We start from the raw sequence: 15260 nt of genomic DNA on the forward strand, positions 1-15260 counted from the left end.
CTTTGTTTGCTATCAAAAATGGTCACGTTAGTAAAATTAGTAGTGGAATTAAAATCTCATTCCTCAAAATGGGTGAAGACGCAGTAACAGGGTTGCAGGAAAGGGAAATACCCCCTTCCTTCCTAACCGATTTGGTTATCCTGCCTTAATTCCACTACCTAATCCTATATTCAACTAATAAAGACTGTCAGGGTTCATCTACTCAGCGTTTGTTGTTGGTTGAAATTCAATAAAAACCTGACAGGTATGCCGATTTTAGTTATCCTGTATTTCCAACCCTGCCCGTTTGATTAAGGCATCGGTTTTGGGACCTCTTCCCCGGAATCTTTTGTAAAGTATTTCCGGGTGCTCTTTTCCTCCCATCGCCAGGATATTATCCCGGAAGGAGTGGGCCGTTTCGGGATCGAAAATGCCCTTTTCGAGAAACAGTTCAAAGGCATCCGCATCCAGGACTTCCGCCCATTTGTAGCTGTAATACCCAGCCGCGTATCCGCCTTGAAAAATATGCGAAAAGGAGGCGCTCATCAGGGTTCCTTCGACGGGTTCCAGAAGTTCGGCCGGCTTGGTGACCTCCCTTTCAAAACGTGCAATGTCTTCGATTTGGGAAGGATCGGTCGAATAATAGGCCATATCGAGTAATCCCAGACTGATTTGCCGTACGGTTTGATATCCCTGATGGAAATTGGCCGCTTTTTTTATCCGCTCTATCAGTTGTTGGGAGATGGGTTCCCCTGTTTGATAATGCCTGGCAAACAGATCCAGGCAGTCTTTTTCGTAGCACCAGTTTTCAAATATCTGCGAAGGAAGCTCCACAAAATCCCAATAAACGTTCGTTCCGGATAGGGATTCAAAGGTGCCATCTGCCAACATACCATGTAGGGCGTGGCCAAATTCATGAAAGAGCGTGGTTACCTCATTGAAGGTAAGTAAGGAAGGTTTGGTTTTGGTAGGTTTTGTAAAATTGCAAACGATGGACACGTGGGGTCGTTGCTCCTGGTTATCTTTTCGCTTTTGACCGCGGTAGATGGTCATCCAGGCACCGTTTCTTTTGCCTGCCCGAGGGAAAAAATCAGCATAAAACACGGCCAAATGAGCTCCTTTTTCATCTTTCACCTCATAAGCCTTGACATCTTTATTATATACCGGGATGTTGGTGTTTTCCTCAAACGTAATCCCGAATAATTTCCGGGCCGTCTGGAACACGCCCTGAATGGCACGGTTTAATTCAAAGTAGGGCTTCAGCAACTCGTCATCTACATCAAATTTTTTCATTTTTAGTTTTTCAGCGTAGTAGCCGACATCCCATTTTTGAAGCTTTTCCAAGCCATCCCTTTCCCTGGCAAAGGCCTCCAGTTCTTTCACTTCTGCAACGGCTTTGGGATGGGCTTTTTTAAGTAATTCATCCAAAAATGCCATGACCTTTTTCTCGTCTTTAGCCATTCGTTCCTCCAGGACGAAGGCGGCAAAATTGGAATACTGAAGAAGTTTGGCCCGCTCGTCTTTTAGCTCGACGATCTCCTTGATGATAGGACGGTTGTCCAGGTCATCCCCTTTAGAAGCCTTGGTATTATACGCGATAAACAGTTCCTTTCTCAACTCCCGGCTGGCAGCATAGGTCATAAATGGAATGTAGCTGGGATAGGCAAGTGTAAATACCCATTTCCCGGCTTTTCCTTTTTCTTCTGCTGTTTGAGAAGCGGCTTCAATCACCCCTTCCGGTAGTCCTTTCAGGTCTTCTTCCTTGCTGATGACCAATTCGTAGGAATTGGTTTCCTTCAGTACATTCTCTCCAAATTGCAGCCCCAGCCTGGAAAGTTTCTGGTCGATTTCCCGCAATCTCTTTTTGCCATTGGCATCCAATAACGCTCCATTCCGAATGAAGGATTTATAGGTTTTCTCCAGCAGGGTATTTTCTTCGGTGGTTAAATCCAATGCCTCCTTTTGCGAATAGACTTGCTGGATGCGGTCAAAAAGATCCTCGTCCAATAGGACATCGTTGCTGTGTGCAGATAGCAGGGGGGAAATTTCTCTGGCCAGTTTTTGAATCTCATCAGTGGTTTCCGCTGCATTCAGGTTAAAGAAAATGGACGCAACCCTCGATAATTTTTCCCCCGAATTTTCCAGGTGGACGATGGTATTAACGAAATTTGGTTTCGAAGCTTCTTTTATCTGGGAGATTTCTTCCTTGGCCTGCTGGATGGCCTCTTTTATGGCAGGAAGGAAATGTTCATCTTTGATCAACTGAAAGGGAGCGGTTTCAAAAGGGGTATTGAATTTTTCCAGTAATGGATTCATATCGTATATTTATATTGAATTGCAAAATTAACAAAATAATGGAGACAAGTAAGGGATTGCCAGAACCTAAGGCCGGAAGTTACAAGCCATTCTATAAGGGCTATGTCGCCCGGGTGTCGGGAATGGACCTGAGGAAAATTTCGGCAGAACAGGAAGATTTCATTTCAACTGTTTTCAAGGATTTGTCCCCTGCAGCAGCATACACCCGCTACCAACCGGGAAAGTGGTCCTTCAATCAGCTTTTGGGCCATATGCTGGATACCGAAAAAATAATGCACTTCCGGGCTTTGTGCATCAGTAGGGGCGAAAAGGCTTCCTTACCTGGATTCGATCAGGACCTATATGTGCATTCTGCCGATTTTGATTCCCAATCTCCCCAAAAAATACTCGCTGCCTTTCTGCTCCACCGGGAATTATTGTGGGAATTTATAGAAGAGATACCGGCTGAAAAATGGCACCTGGAAGGACGGGTAGATAATCATCCCATGTCGGTATCTGCACTGGTTTACATCATTTTTGGACACATGGAGCACCATGTAGCACTTCTGAGAAGCCATTACCTTCCCTTGCTTGCACCCGAAGCTCCTTTGTGATTTTTATTACTGTTTTCAAACGGTACAAGAAGTACTTTTGTTATCAAATAAAACAGATAGAATTATGGCCAGTGGAAAAAGTTTCTCAGAAATCATCAATAGTGATCAACCCGTCCTGGTGGATTTTTACGCCACCTGGTGTGGTCCTTGTCAGATGATGCAGCCCATCCTTCAGGAAACAGCAGCCAAAGTAGGGGCGAAAGCAAAAATTATCAAAATCGATGTGGATAAAAACCCCTTAGCTGCCAGTAAATTTCAAGTACGAGGCGTTCCAACGCTGATCCTATTTCAACATGGGAAACCAGTATGGCGGCAGTCCGGAGTAGTTCCCGCGCATCAATTGATTCAGGTTATCGACCGGCAATTAGCAGAAACTGCCTGAGCAGGTTATTATCATCCTACCTCCTTTTGAAAGACCAGGTGATCGAAAAGGAGGCTGGGCTTTCTCCGTTAGGAAGCTGACTGCTTACGACTACGGTGACGTTGGCGGTATCTCCTTTCTGTCTTAATCCGGCAAGGGTCTCCCGGATTTTGTTCCCATCCAGGCAGGTCATGGTGACGGTCTGATTGGCTTTTTTAGTAAATGTTGCTTCAAAATGAGTGACCAGCATGGAATAGGAACCCTGGCCTGTCGTATGTAACAGGCAGAGGGCACCGCTAGCCAATTCAGCGGCACCTGCCAATGCCGAGAAATAAATAGATCGGAAAGGGTTGGTGGACCTCCAGTTAAACGGAAGTCGGGTCTGACATTGCTCCAGGTCCAGGCGGGAAATACGTATCCCCCAAAAAATCACCGATGGTAATTTCCGCATCATGTACCAAACAAAAGACGGCGCAGAAAGGAGGGATTTTTGGATTTTTTGTTGGCGGTTATTCATAACGAAGGGGGCTTAGGCAACTTCTTGCCAGTTTGGAGTTTGATCTCAATGGGTTGACAATATAAAAAAACCGCAGCCAAAATGACTACGGTTTTTTCTTTATAAACCCATACTAAATTTCATAGTACCCTTCTTGGGCTAAGCCGTTCCTAATAAGGTAATTTCTCCTATATTGTTGCCAATACATTGCTTCCTATATTTCCCTGTGCGACGATGACACCGAGCTGATCTAAGGATAAATGGACATTGACATAGCCATCTATGGTTTGCAGGTCTTCATAGGTTAGTGGCGTTCCATCGTCTAACGCACGTAGCGTGGTCTGACTCATGCCGGTCGTTCCGTCCACCGAATTAAAGGAGACGATGATACCCCCACCGGTTGCCGCTGAATTGGCATGAATATGGGCGGGATGTATCCCTCCATCCGGTGTATTTTCCAGTTGAATGGTTGCCAGCGTAAATCCATTTTGTCGTTCACTAAAGGTAATGGTTCCACTGATTCCGGGCGCGGCTAATTCTCCCAGCTCATAGCTACTTGTTGTACCGGTTAATTCGTTTCCACCAATATCTCCCTGCGCCACAATCACTCCTAATTGATTCATGGACAAATGTACATTCACGTACCCATCGATGGTCAACAAGTCTTCATACATTAAAGCGGTACCGTCGTCCAAACTTCTAATGGTTGTTTTACTCATGCCTGTGCTGCCATCCACCGAATTGAAGGAAACAATAATTCCTCCACCTTCAGCGGCGGAATTGGCATGAATGTGTGCTGGATGGACACCGCCATCCGGCGTATTCATTAGTTCTATGGTAGCGAGTGAAAACCCATTCATTCGCTCTTCAAAGGTGATGGTTCCCTCTAACCCGGGAACAGCGAGTTCATTCAATGGATACATTTTCATTACGCCCGTTAGTTCATTTCCTCCGATATCTCCCTGGGCAACGATTACGCCCAATTCGCTCATGGAAAGATGGACATTTACATAGCCATCCATTTCCAGAATTTGCTCATAGGTAAGGGCTTCACCTGAATCTTGTGCGCGGACGGTCGTTTTGCTCATGCCGCTTGAACCATCTACAGGATTAAAGGAAACCAGAATTCCCCCTCCTTCAGCAGCTGAATTGGCGTGTATATGTGCCGGATGTACCCCGTCCTCGGGCGTATTATTTACCATAATGGTGGCCAGGGAAAATCCATTCTTCCGCTCCTCAAAAGTGATTGACCCGTCTATACCAGTTACGGCCAATTCATTAAGGGGGTACATTTTACTCATTCCAGTCAGCTCGTTGCCACCAATATCCCCCTGGGCTACGATGGTGCCAAGTTGATTGGTTGACAAGTGCACATTAACATACCCGTCTATATCAAGGATCTGATCATAGGTCAAGGGTTGTCCATTATCTAAGGCGCGAATGGTGGTCTCACTCATTCCCGTGGCTCCATCCACTGGGGTAAAGGAAACGATAATCCCGCCGCCTTCGGCCGCTGAATTTGCATGGATATGGGCCGGATGAGAACCGTCTTCAGGGGTGTTGTCCAATTGGATGGTGGCCAGAGTAAAGCCGTTGATTCGCTCTTTGAATATGATGGACCCCGAAATTCCAGGCACGGCTAACTCATTTAAGGAATATTCCTTAAAATTCTCGGTTAGTTCATTGCTACCGATATCGCCCTGCGCTACGATGGTACCCAATTCGTTTGCACTCAGGTGTACATTTACATAGCCATCCATACTGAGAATATCTTCATAACTGATTGGATTTCCCGCATCATCGGTTCGAATGATGGTTCGGCTTGTACCAGTCGTTCCATCTACTGGGTTGAAGGAAATAAGGATTCCGCCTCCTTCGGCTGCCGTGTTTGCATGAATATGGGCCGGATGGGAACCGCCGGAAGGAGTTCCGTCCAATTCTATGGTGGCTACGGTGAATCCACCAACGCTTCTTTCAAATAATATACTTCCGCCGATACCGTCTATATCTTTGGTTAGCAGGTTATAGCGTTTGGAATTTCCATCCAGCGCATTGCCTCCAATATCTCCCTGAGCTACCACCGTTTCCAATTGCCCGTAAGCCAAATGGACATTAACGTAGCCTTCAAAAGCGACTAAACGCTCGTAATCAATATACGATCCATCATCCATTTGATTGACCAGCGTAACGCTGGTTCCGGTCGTACCGTTGATCGGTTCCAGGGAAATGGCAATATCCCCTCCTTCGGCGGCAGAATTAAAATGAATATGCGCCGGATGAGCACCTCCATCGGGCGTTCCGCTCAGATTTATCGTCACTTTGGTATATCCGCCTTCTCCTTCTTCAAAAACCACATTTCCGCTAATTCCGGATCCATCTACCGCATTCAGAGGGTACCCTCTGCTGCCACTCAATAACTCCAGCGCATCTGCAGGGCTTTGTTCGTCTACACAGGATTGTAGGAATAAACTTCCTGCAATGCCCATCATGAGAATCAAAAATTGATAATACTTTTTCATAACGTGATTGGGGACTAGGTTAAAATTTGTTTTCTTGTTAATTTGTAAACCAATTCAATGGTATTATGTTTTACGTCTGTGAATATTTTTGGTTGATTTACAGTATGGCAGCTTTTATTTTTTTTGACTGTGGATCCTTTTCTGGCATCTTTTTTGAACATTTGGAAAGGATTCTTTACCAATAGTAGTATGTATAAAAAAATTATTGCCCTTCTTTTTACTGGTCTTATAGCTTACAGTTGCGCCACCGTACCGCTTAGCGGCCGAAGGCAGTTGAATCTTGTGAGTAACGCTGAAGTATTGCCCCTTTCCTACGATCAATACGATCAGGTGTTGGGTGATAGTAAGGTTTTGACGAATAGCACCAAAGGTAAGCAGGTTGTAAATGTGGGAAGAAAGATTGCGGCGGCTGTCGAAAAATACCTGGAAGACAACGGGCAATCCGAGATCACGGAGGGATTTTCCTGGGAGTTTAATTTGCTGGAAAGCGAGCAGGTAAATGCCTGGTGTATGCCTGGCGGAAAAGTGGCTTTTTACACGGGTATCTTACCTATTTGTGAGGACGAAACGGGCATCGCGGTGGTCATGGGTCACGAAGTAGCGCACGCCATTGCCAACCATGCCCGCGAACGCATGTCACAAGGAATGGTGGCTAATGGACTTTTGGGTGGAATTCAGGCGGCCATGGGAGAAAATCCCACCCTGACACAAACGATCTTTTTACAGGCCATTGGTTATGGGGGGCAAGTGGGAATGTTGAAATTTTCACGGGATCAGGAGTTGGAAGCGGATCAGCTGGGCCTGATCTTTATGGCCATCGCTGGGTATAATCCCCGGGAAGCACCTGCTTTTTGGGAACGAATGAATGCCCAGGCAGAGGGAACCAGACCCCCCGAATTCCTTTCCACTCACCCGGGTCCGGAGCGAAGAATCGATCAATTAAATGATCAAATGGAAAAGGCCATGGAGTATTACAATAAAAACCAACCCTAAACCAAAAAGCTTCCCATTATTCGATTCCTTTTAAGGTAAGGGTTTGGCTGGCGGCTGTGAGGGTAACGGTTACGCTGGGAACAGCCGCACAAATCTGAAATTCATGTTCGCCGACGGGCAGGGGATCAAATTCCGCTATTTCGTCCAAAAAAGCGACATTGGTTCGATCCATCTTTACCCGATTTCCTTCGATCTCAACCAGCTGGTCCTGGAATCCATGGAAGTAAATCCTGGCCTGGCGATAATTACTTGAGTAATCGCCCTCTAAAGCTCCTATTTTTAATACGCCGTGGTCATGATCCATTTGAATGATCCGTTTGGCCCAGTCTCCATTCTGGTGGGCATTGCTAATCCCATCGTCTTCGTACAAGATTTGTTCACGTACTCCTTTTCCCTTGAAAACATGCCATTTGATCCTGCCATCCGAGACCGCTGCGGTATGTTGCCCGACGCTTTGCATGGGTAAAATACTTCCGGCAGCCACAAATACAGGAAGGTAGTTCAAGGGGCATTCCCATAAAAGTTCGTTTCCGCCTTTCAACTTTTTACCTGAAAAGAGGTGGTACCAGTCGCCTTCGGGCAGGTATATTTTGGTAATGGTTTTATAGCTTTCTACCGGCGCGATCAATAGCTGTTCACAAAATAGGTATTGGTTGTCATAAGCACCATTATAAACAGTATCGTCAAAAGGATACTCCAGGGCCAGGCTTTTGGCCACCGGCAATCCGGTTTCCTGGCTTTTGTAAAATGCGGCATAAATGGCTGGCATCAATTTGTACCGTAGCCGTATGTAATTCCTTGCAATGGATTCCACTTCCTCCCCAAACGACCAGGGTTCGGAAGCATGGCTGTTGACCATGGTGTGTGCCCGAAACAGCGGGCAAAATGCAGCGATACTGATCCACCTGGCAAAGAGCTGCGGGGAGCAATTCCCCACAAACCCTCCGATATCGTAGCCTGCGAAGGGTACGCCGCTGATCCCCATGCTATTTACCAGTCGGATGCCAGCCATCATGTGCTCATCGCTGGACACATTGTCACCGGTCCAGACGGCTGCATATCGCTGAATTCCGGCAAACCCGGAACGAGTCAATACAAAGGGCCTTGCATTGGAATGGGCCTGGATTTGGCCTTCGCGGGTACTTCTGGCCATTTGCATGCCGTACATGTTTCGGGCCTTTCGGTGATTGGCACCGGTACCTTCGAAGTCAAATTGCACGAGATTCGGTACGGTCTGCCCCCAGGTAGCCGGTTCATTCATGTCGGTCCAAAATCCGTCCACTCCCAGTTCGGTATAAAATTGCAGCTTTTCTCCCCACCAGGCCCTTGCTTCCGGGAGGGTGAAATCAGGAAAAGTGCACCAACCCGGCCAAACCTGTCCCAGGTAATGCTCTCCATTTGGGTAGTTTAAAAATAGGGATTTCGATTCCCCCTCCAGGTAAATCGGATAGGATTCATCGGCTTTTATGCCAGGATCAAGGATGACCACCACCCGAAACCCCAATTGCTTTAAATGGCGGATCAATCCCGCAGGATCCGGAAAGGTTTCTTTATCAAAAGTGAATACCTTATATTTTTCCATGTAGTGAATGTCCAGGTATATCACATCTCCGGGGATGCTTTTTTCCCGAAAGGTTTGCGCCAGGCGCATCACATCCTTATCCGGATAGTAGGAATAGCGGCATTGCTGATAGCCCAGTGCCCATTTGGGGGGAAGCGGCGTCTGGCCCGTCAATCTGGTGTAGGCGGACAGAACCTGCGACACGGATTCGTCATGGATGAAATAATAATCCAGGTCTCCGTCTTCTGCCGAAAAGTAGGAATACCGGTTGTTCCCTGCCCCGAAGTTAAAGGTGGTTTTGTGGGTATTATCAAAAAATATCCCATAAGCCAGTCCATGATGAAGGCCCATGTAGAAGGGAATGGAAAGGTACAAGGGATCGTCATCAACACCATACCCAAAGTGATCTGTGTTCCAATGGGTGTAACTTTGCCCATAGCGATTCAGCCTACCTGTTTTTTCGCCCAAGCCAATAAACTTTTCCCATTCCTGTAGCTTCTTATAACAACTGACCTCAGTGCCCAGCCAATTTATTCCAACATCAGGATCGTCCTCCGATAGCATCTGACCGGAACTGGTTTTGAAGATTAGAGATAAATTATCCTTGCGTAAAAATAAATGGATGTTGGCGGTTTTAAGAATCAGGTGCCGGTCGTCTTCCTCAAATCCATAACTGTTTTCTATCGGAGAGGCGATTACTGAGTAGGGATTGCCTTCCCATTCCTTATGCTTACTAACCCGTATTCTAAAGGTATTTTCAGCATAAACCATAATTTCAAAAATACAGTTGTCCGTGGCACCAAGCAGACCGGTAGGGGTTAAATGGAAAGAATCAATCTGTCCGGGAATTTGAGGTAGGGATTTGTTTTTTTTCATTTTTTTAGCTGCTAATCGCTTTCAATGTAAGCAGGATAATTAGCTTAGAAAAACCCTTTCGCTGTTCTATTTTGGAAAAATTGGTTCATTTAATGGAAGAATGAAGCTATTTCCGGTGGCTCCTATATTGTTTCGGTAACGTGAATTTGGTAAATTAGGTACATGAAGATAACCGTTATCATTTTGCTGGCCTTACATGGGTTCATTCATTTTTTAGGTTTCTTAAAAGCCTATGAATGGATGGAATTGAAAGAACTACCCCTGCAAATTTCCAGGGATGCGGGCATGCTGTGGTTGCTTGCCGGAATCGGTATATTAGTTGTAACGGTTGGGTATGCCTGGCAGGTACACTACTGGTGGTACCTCGGAATGGCGCTGGCCATTTTTTCACAGGTGCTGATAATCCTGTACTGGGGAGAGGCAAAGTTCGGAACCGTACCCAACGTGGTCTTATTTTGCCTATCCGTACTGGCGGGAGCTGATGTGCGTTTTGAAACGCAGGTCATGCAGGAAGTAAACGCGTTGTTTAGCCAATCCACAACGATATTTGAAAAGTCAGATTCTCCACCAGCATCTTCCTACCCGGAGCCCGTCCAGCGATGGCTTGAACGATCAGGAGCATGGGAGGCACCGATACCCGGCAGGGTAAAGGTAGAACAGGATTTCCAACTAAAACTCAATCCTACCCAGAAAGACTGGTATCAAGGTACGGCCCATCAGTACTTTAATCCGGTCCAACCCGGTTTTGTTTGGTCCTTGGACCTACAGTTATACCCTTTGATTCAGGTAAAGGGGAGGGATAAGTTGCTGGGTGGAAAAGGTGAAATGGCGATTAAACTCTGGTCGCTGATTGCTATGGTTAATGAAAAAGATAATCCCAGAATAGATGAAGGTACCCTACAGCGCTTTTTAGGTGAAATAGTTTGGTTTCCTGCTGCTGCCAAGTGCCCTTACCTGAGCTGGGAAGGCATTGGTGAAAACGAGGCCAGGGCCATTTTGACTTTTCAAGACCGTTCAGTATCCGGCGTTTTTACCTTTGATGAGGTCGGCAGATTTGTGAAATTCAGCACCGAACGGTACATGGGTGGGGAGGAATCCGCTACTCGAAAGCCCTGGATCATAGAAGCCAGGGAATACCAAAAATTTGAAGGGGTGGAAGTTCCTACCCTTTGTGAGGCAACCTGGATGTTGGCGGATGGCCCCTGGAAATGGGCGCAAATCCGTATTCTATCCGTTGAAACCAATTTCGGGGCTACTCTTTAGGTTTTGTTTCTCTCTTTACCAAATAATAGCTGGCTGGTTTTTCATTCAGGTCCTTGCGATCTATTAATTTCTGGCAGATTTCCTTCGGAAGGGTGATTTTTATGATTTTAAAATCCTGGTAATTCCCCATGGGCGGTCCGGGCACAGGCGATTTTTGGTAGCTCAAATCCTTTGCAAGAAAAGTAGTGGTAGTTACCTCATCCGGACTAACGGCTTCAAACTGTAGGACCTCAAACTCTTGAAAATGATAGGTCTTGTCTTTGGTATTCCGCTCGGTTTCTAATTCTTCCTGCGCTTGCGCCCGGATGGTAAATAGAAACACCATACAAGTAAGTAGTACAAAAGGCTTCATATCATTTTGGCTTATTGGTTACGCAATCAAAGTAGCCAATTCCTTTTTCAATTCCCAATTTAATCAATAAAATAAAGCAAATAATAGTATTCTGACCGGTTGTAAGGGAGTTGGGCCGGTAAAATGCTCATACAAATGGTTTGAGTTTTTATCGGATATACCTACTAATTCCTTTTCCAGCAAGTACAAATCCAAAAGCGGGAAACAAAAAAAGTCCGCATAGGTATAAGCTGTTGATCAATGCGCTTGTCAGGCCTATTGAATTTTTCATTAACTTAGAATTTACCGGAAAGGATTGGTTAAAAATAAGGTATTAAGGGTAATCCTCAATCAATTTAATCCGGCTTAGTTTTGAATTCATCCAGGGGATATAGTTACTTTATAGAAAATAACTGCTTCCGGATGGCAAAACCCAGTCCTTTTGTCGCTTTTAATAATCTATACTTCTATCTGAAAATGAAATTTTTACTTTTTTTTGCGGTAGCTGTTTTCGTTTTGAACCAGGCTCGGGCGCAGGATTTCCCGCTTCGGGTTTATTCGCAAAAAGATAGCAGTTCGTATGCGGGGCTCCGGCTAACGGGCCAGGTGTGGATGCGTTACAACCAGAACAATCCGGGAACGCTGATCAACGGAGAGCCCTCTTCCTCTTTTTTTGATATTTCGGTGAGGAGGTTGCGATTCCAGGCTTACGCCCGGATCAGGGAAAAAACAAATCTGACCATGACCCTGGGTCAGAACAACATCAATTACCTTACCGCAAGATCCGGGGAAATACGTTTGTTGGACTTCTACATAGATCACCGGCTGCACCGGTACCTGACCGTAGGAGGGGGGCAATCCGGATGGAATGGTACCTCCCGATATGCGGCACCACTGACCAGTAAGCTGTTGACACTGGACCTGTCTCCCTTTCTGATTCCGACGGTGAATCAAACGGACAACATTTTGCGCAAGCTGAGCGCCTTTGCAGCAGGCCAGGCCGGTCCATTGGACTATCGGATCGTTTTCAGCAGGCCTTATGCGCCGGTAGCGAATAGCCAGATAGGTTTTGATTCAGGTTTTGCAAATGTCAAGCCGGGTATCCAAACAGCGGTGTATTTAAAATACCAGTTTTTTGATCACGAAAGCATCAGTCCGTTTCATGCCGGAACGCTGGATGGGCAAAAGAAGGTGTTGACCCTTGGGCTGGGTATCGAAAGACAAAATAAGGCCATGTGGCATCTAACTAATGAAGCCGACACACTGACCACTCCCATCACGCTGATGGCTGCAGACCTATTTGGGGAAATTCCCCTCCCCGGTAACAAGGCCTGGACCTTTTACATGGGTTATTTTTACTATGATTTTGGACCCAATTACCTGAGAGTCATTGGTTTTAACAACGTGGGTAGCGGCTTGAATACGCAAGGTACCTTCAGTGGTACCGGCAATGCCTGGCCCGCCATTGGTACGGGGCAAACCGGTTATTTTCAAGTGGGTTATACCTGGCCTATACCCAATAGGAACGAACGCATCCAACCCTTTATTTCCGGCCAATTTTCCGACTACGAAAAATTACAGGAGCCGGTCACGTTTCTGGAAACAGGGGTCAATCTACTGCTGGACGGACAACGGTCCAAGTTGACCCTTGCCTACCAAAATCGGCCTGTTTTTGATGCAGATAGGACGGGTGATTTGGTGCAGCAAATGAGAAAAAGTTCCCTTGTTCTCCAATATCAGATTCGACTGGAATAGACCTTTATAACGTGAGTTCGACCTATTTTCATAATAAAACCGTCATTCCGAGGCTCTTAGAGTGGGTATGTGCGAAGGAAGCCGTGGGAATCTTTAGTAGAACGAGACCGTCACTCCATAGTGCCCATAAAACAGAGTCGCAGTGACGATATAGCCGGGTATTGAGTACGTTCTTAACTCGACCTCACGTTTACACAGTGTTAAAGAGATTCGTTTTTGTGCCTGGCCGGATTTTACAACCCGGCCAGGTACTTTTGCTAAAAGCTACTCCCTTATCCAGTCATTATCATCCCTGTTAATGTCGGCTAGCCGAAGGGATGGGTCGATGGACAGACTTTGGATAGCCGAGAGGGGTTCATCGAGGATTATTTCAGTTCGGGTGTGTGTCCAGGGCCATCGCTGGGTGCGGACCCTTTCGGGAAATCGGGCCTCTTCCCCTTTGTTTCCGCGCATAATGGTAAGGGGCAGGTAAATAGTCTCCTGCTTGCCATCTTCATAGGTGATTACAAAATCAATGGGCATGGGCATCAATCCTTTTCTTTCAAGGGTCACTTTGGTTTGGCCATTTTCTTCGCTTACAGAGGAAATGGCGTAATCAATGGATTTGGTTGTGTAAACCCAATATTCCTTAAACCAATCCAATTCCAGCCCACTGGCCTTCTCCATTACCCGGGTAATGTCATTGGCATTTGGATGTTTGAACTTCCATTGATCCCAATAATGCAGCATCGCCTCATCCCGGACTTCTTCTCCGATGATATATCCTAGCTGGGCAAGGAACAGTGCTCCCTTGGAGTAGGCCGCAACCCCATAGGCCGTGTTCGTATGGTAATGGTCCGCATGAGTGGCCATGGGTTCTTCCAGACCCGATTTTGCTAGTTTTTCGTAACTGGCATAGGCTCCGAGCTGTGGAAATCCGGAAGGGTTCTCGGAAAAAATGGCTGCCATGCAACGGTTGCTGGCAAAGGTGGTAAATCCTTCATCCATCCAGGGATATAAGGACTCGTTGGAACCTAACACTCCCTGAAACCAACTGTGAGCCAATTCGTGAACCGTCACCCCTACCAAACTACCCAGGGTACGCTGTCCGGTGATCAAGGTGGACATGGGGTATTCCATTCCTCCGTCTCCGCCCTGAATGACCGAAAACTGCTGATAGGGATATTGCCCGTAATGCTCGCTGAAATAGGCCATCGCTTTTCGGGTATATTCCTGTAAAGCCGCCCAGTTTTTTTCTGTTTTTGAATTTTTTTCGTACAGAAAATGCAAGGTGATCCCGTTATCCATCACCAACTTATCATGGGTAAAATCAGGGTCCGCAGCCCACATGAAATCATGTACCTGTGGGGCATAAAAATGCCAGGTTAGGCTGGATTCGTTGTTTTTTTTGGTACGCTCTCCGGGGGCTTCGTAGCCATGGCCGATTTCATGGGCATTTTGCAAGTAACCTGTTCCACCCAATACATAGTCTTTATCGATGGTTATTTTTACATCAAAATTCCCCCAGGTCCCATAAAATTCCCTGCCAATATAAGGGTTGGCATGCCAGCCCTGTTCGTCGTAATTGGCCAGTTTTGGATACCATTGGGCCATGCTATACCGGATGCCTTCCGCATTATCTCTGCCCGAACGTCTAACCTGTAAGGGTACCTGTGCCTCAAATTCGGATTCAAAAATGACCGTGCTGTTGGGCAATATGGGTTCCTGAAGGCTCACTTCCAGCACCGAACCAACCTCTTCCATAGCGACCGGTTGACCGTTCATCTGTAGGCTGTTTACCTGCATGTAGCCGATTTCTTCGGGACTTAAATCGGCTATTCTGTCCCCAACCCTCCGGTCTGGGTCGGATATGGTTCGGGACCTTTCGTCCATCATGCTGTTTGGTTGAAAGGCATTGTAATACAAGTGAAAAAATACCCGGTGTAAGGTGTCCGGTGAATGGTTGGAATAGGCTATGGTTTGGCTTCCCTTGTACCGATTCGTGGAAACATCCATATCCACTTCCATCTGGTAATGGATGGATTGTTGCCATCGGGATGATTGGGCCTGGCTATCATAGCCGATAAATGCCTGTAAAAGCCCCCAAATAAAAAAAAAGGTATGTTTTTTCATGTGTATCTAAATTTTTGCTCTAAAATAAATCAAATTCGGGGGCTGGCCAAACCGTTTATCCTTGTTGCCTGTTATGGGTAAACATTTAACCAGGCAAAGGACATA

11 protein-coding genes are annotated in these 15260 nt (G+C 46.3%); 5 read left to right on the top strand and 6 right to left on the bottom strand.

The genetic code is table 11. The annotated features are described in order from the left end of the window. Nucleotides 1-255 precede the first annotated feature (255 nt). Nucleotides 256-2295, bottom strand: a complete 2040-nt coding sequence (locus GJS45_RS03640; protein ID WP_162340108.1) for a M3 family metallopeptidase — start codon at nt 2293-2295, stop codon at nt 256-258. A gap of 38 nt (nt 2296-2333) precedes the next feature. Between GJS45_RS03640 and GJS45_RS03645 the strand changes: the two genes are divergently transcribed. Continuing rightward, a complete protein-coding gene (locus tag GJS45_RS03645) occupies nt 2334-2888 on the top strand; it encodes a DinB family protein (protein ID WP_162340109.1) in 555 nt (184 codons plus the stop codon). 64 nt (nt 2889-2952) lie between these two features. Beyond that, on the top strand, nt 2953-3270 hold the full coding sequence (gene trxA / locus GJS45_RS03650; protein WP_162340110.1) for a thioredoxin: 318 nt from the start codon (nt 2953-2955) through the stop codon (nt 3268-3270). Nucleotides 3271-3286: 16 nt separating this feature from the next. Here the strand turns inward: trxA and GJS45_RS03655 are convergent, their stop codons facing one another. Beyond that, nucleotides 3287-3766 (bottom strand): DUF4442 domain-containing protein, encoded by a 480-nt coding sequence (locus tag GJS45_RS03655; RefSeq protein ID WP_162340111.1) that lies wholly within the window; start codon nt 3764-3766, stop codon nt 3287-3289. Between the two features lie 167 nt (nt 3767-3933). Further along, entirely contained in the window at nt 3934-6264 is a 2331-nt protein-coding gene (locus tag GJS45_RS03660; protein ID WP_202928025.1) for a CHRD domain-containing protein, read from the bottom strand. Nucleotides 6265-6453: 189 nt separating this feature from the next. Between GJS45_RS03660 and GJS45_RS03665 the strand changes: the two genes are divergently transcribed. Continuing rightward, nucleotides 6454-7257, top strand: a complete 804-nt coding sequence (locus GJS45_RS03665; RefSeq protein ID WP_162340112.1) for a M48 family metallopeptidase — start codon at nt 6454-6456, stop codon at nt 7255-7257. A gap of 16 nt (nt 7258-7273) precedes the next feature. Here GJS45_RS03665 and GJS45_RS03670 read toward each other — a convergent pair whose 3' ends face one another. Next, nucleotides 7274-9694 carry a glycoside hydrolase family 31 protein gene (locus GJS45_RS03670; RefSeq protein WP_162340113.1) on the bottom strand — a complete coding sequence of 807 codons (2421 nt, stop codon included), beginning with the start codon at nt 9692-9694 and terminating at the stop codon, nt 7274-7276. Nucleotides 9695-9856: 162 nt separating this feature from the next. Between GJS45_RS03670 and GJS45_RS03675 the strand changes: the two genes are divergently transcribed. Further along, complete coding sequence (locus GJS45_RS03675) at nt 9857-10957, top strand: DUF6544 family protein (RefSeq protein ID WP_162340114.1); 1101 nt, start codon at nt 9857-9859, stop codon at nt 10955-10957. On the opposite strand, the gene GJS45_RS03680 is transcribed toward GJS45_RS03675, so the two are convergent. After that, a complete protein-coding gene (locus GJS45_RS03680) occupies nt 10947-11309 on the bottom strand; it encodes a hypothetical protein (protein WP_162340115.1) in 363 nt (120 codons plus the stop codon). The two genes, GJS45_RS03675 and GJS45_RS03680, sit on opposite strands and share 11 nt — an antisense overlap. A 456-nt stretch (nt 11310-11765) precedes the next feature. On the opposite strand from GJS45_RS03680, the gene GJS45_RS03685 reads away from it, so the two are divergent. Then, the gene (locus GJS45_RS03685; protein WP_162340116.1) at nt 11766-13043 is read left to right on the top strand and encodes a hypothetical protein; all 1278 of its coding nucleotides are present in this window, start codon (nt 11766-11768) and stop codon (nt 13041-13043) included. Between the two features lie 264 nt (nt 13044-13307). Here the strand turns inward: GJS45_RS03685 and GJS45_RS03690 are convergent, their stop codons facing one another. Further along, a complete protein-coding gene (locus GJS45_RS03690; RefSeq protein WP_162340117.1) occupies nt 13308-15155 on the bottom strand; it encodes a M1 family metallopeptidase in 1848 nt (615 codons plus the stop codon). Nucleotides 15156-15260: the final 105 nt, after the last annotated feature.

The sequence above is a fragment of the Cyclobacterium salsum genome (assembly GCF_010119245.1).
In the GTDB taxonomy this organism is placed as follows: domain Bacteria; phylum Bacteroidota; class Bacteroidia; order Cytophagales; family Cyclobacteriaceae; genus Cyclobacterium; species Cyclobacterium salsum.

What these genes read in the sequence shown, in the direction of transcription:
- GJS45_RS03680 (WP_162340115.1), bottom strand. Translation starts at nt 11,309, where the DNA reads ATGAAGCCTTTTGTACTACTTACTTGTATGGTGTTTCTATTTACCATC.
- GJS45_RS03670 (WP_162340113.1), bottom strand. Translation starts at nt 9,694, where the DNA reads ATGAAAAAAAACAAATCCCTACCTCAAATTCCCGGACAGATTGATTCT.
- GJS45_RS03665 (WP_162340112.1), top strand. Translation starts at nt 6,454, where the DNA reads ATGTATAAAAAAATTATTGCCCTTCTTTTTACTGGTCTTATAGCTTAC.
- GJS45_RS03660 (WP_202928025.1), bottom strand. Translation starts at nt 6,264, where the DNA reads ATGAAAAAGTATTATCAATTTTTGATTCTCATGATGGGCATTGCAGGA.
- GJS45_RS03685 (WP_162340116.1), top strand. Translation starts at nt 11,766, where the DNA reads ATGAAATTTTTACTTTTTTTTGCGGTAGCTGTTTTCGTTTTGAACCAG.
- GJS45_RS03655 (WP_162340111.1), bottom strand. Translation starts at nt 3,766, where the DNA reads ATGAATAACCGCCAACAAAAAATCCAAAAATCCCTCCTTTCTGCGCCG.
- GJS45_RS03640 (WP_162340108.1), bottom strand. Translation starts at nt 2,295, where the DNA reads ATGAATCCATTACTGGAAAAATTCAATACCCCTTTTGAAACCGCTCCC.
- GJS45_RS03690 (WP_162340117.1), bottom strand. Translation starts at nt 15,155, where the DNA reads ATGAAAAAACATACCTTTTTTTTTATTTGGGGGCTTTTACAGGCATTT.
- trxA (WP_162340110.1), top strand. Translation starts at nt 2,953, where the DNA reads ATGGCCAGTGGAAAAAGTTTCTCAGAAATCATCAATAGTGATCAACCC.
- GJS45_RS03645 (WP_162340109.1), top strand. Translation starts at nt 2,334, where the DNA reads ATGGAGACAAGTAAGGGATTGCCAGAACCTAAGGCCGGAAGTTACAAG.
- GJS45_RS03675 (WP_162340114.1), top strand. Translation starts at nt 9,857, where the DNA reads ATGAAGATAACCGTTATCATTTTGCTGGCCTTACATGGGTTCATTCAT.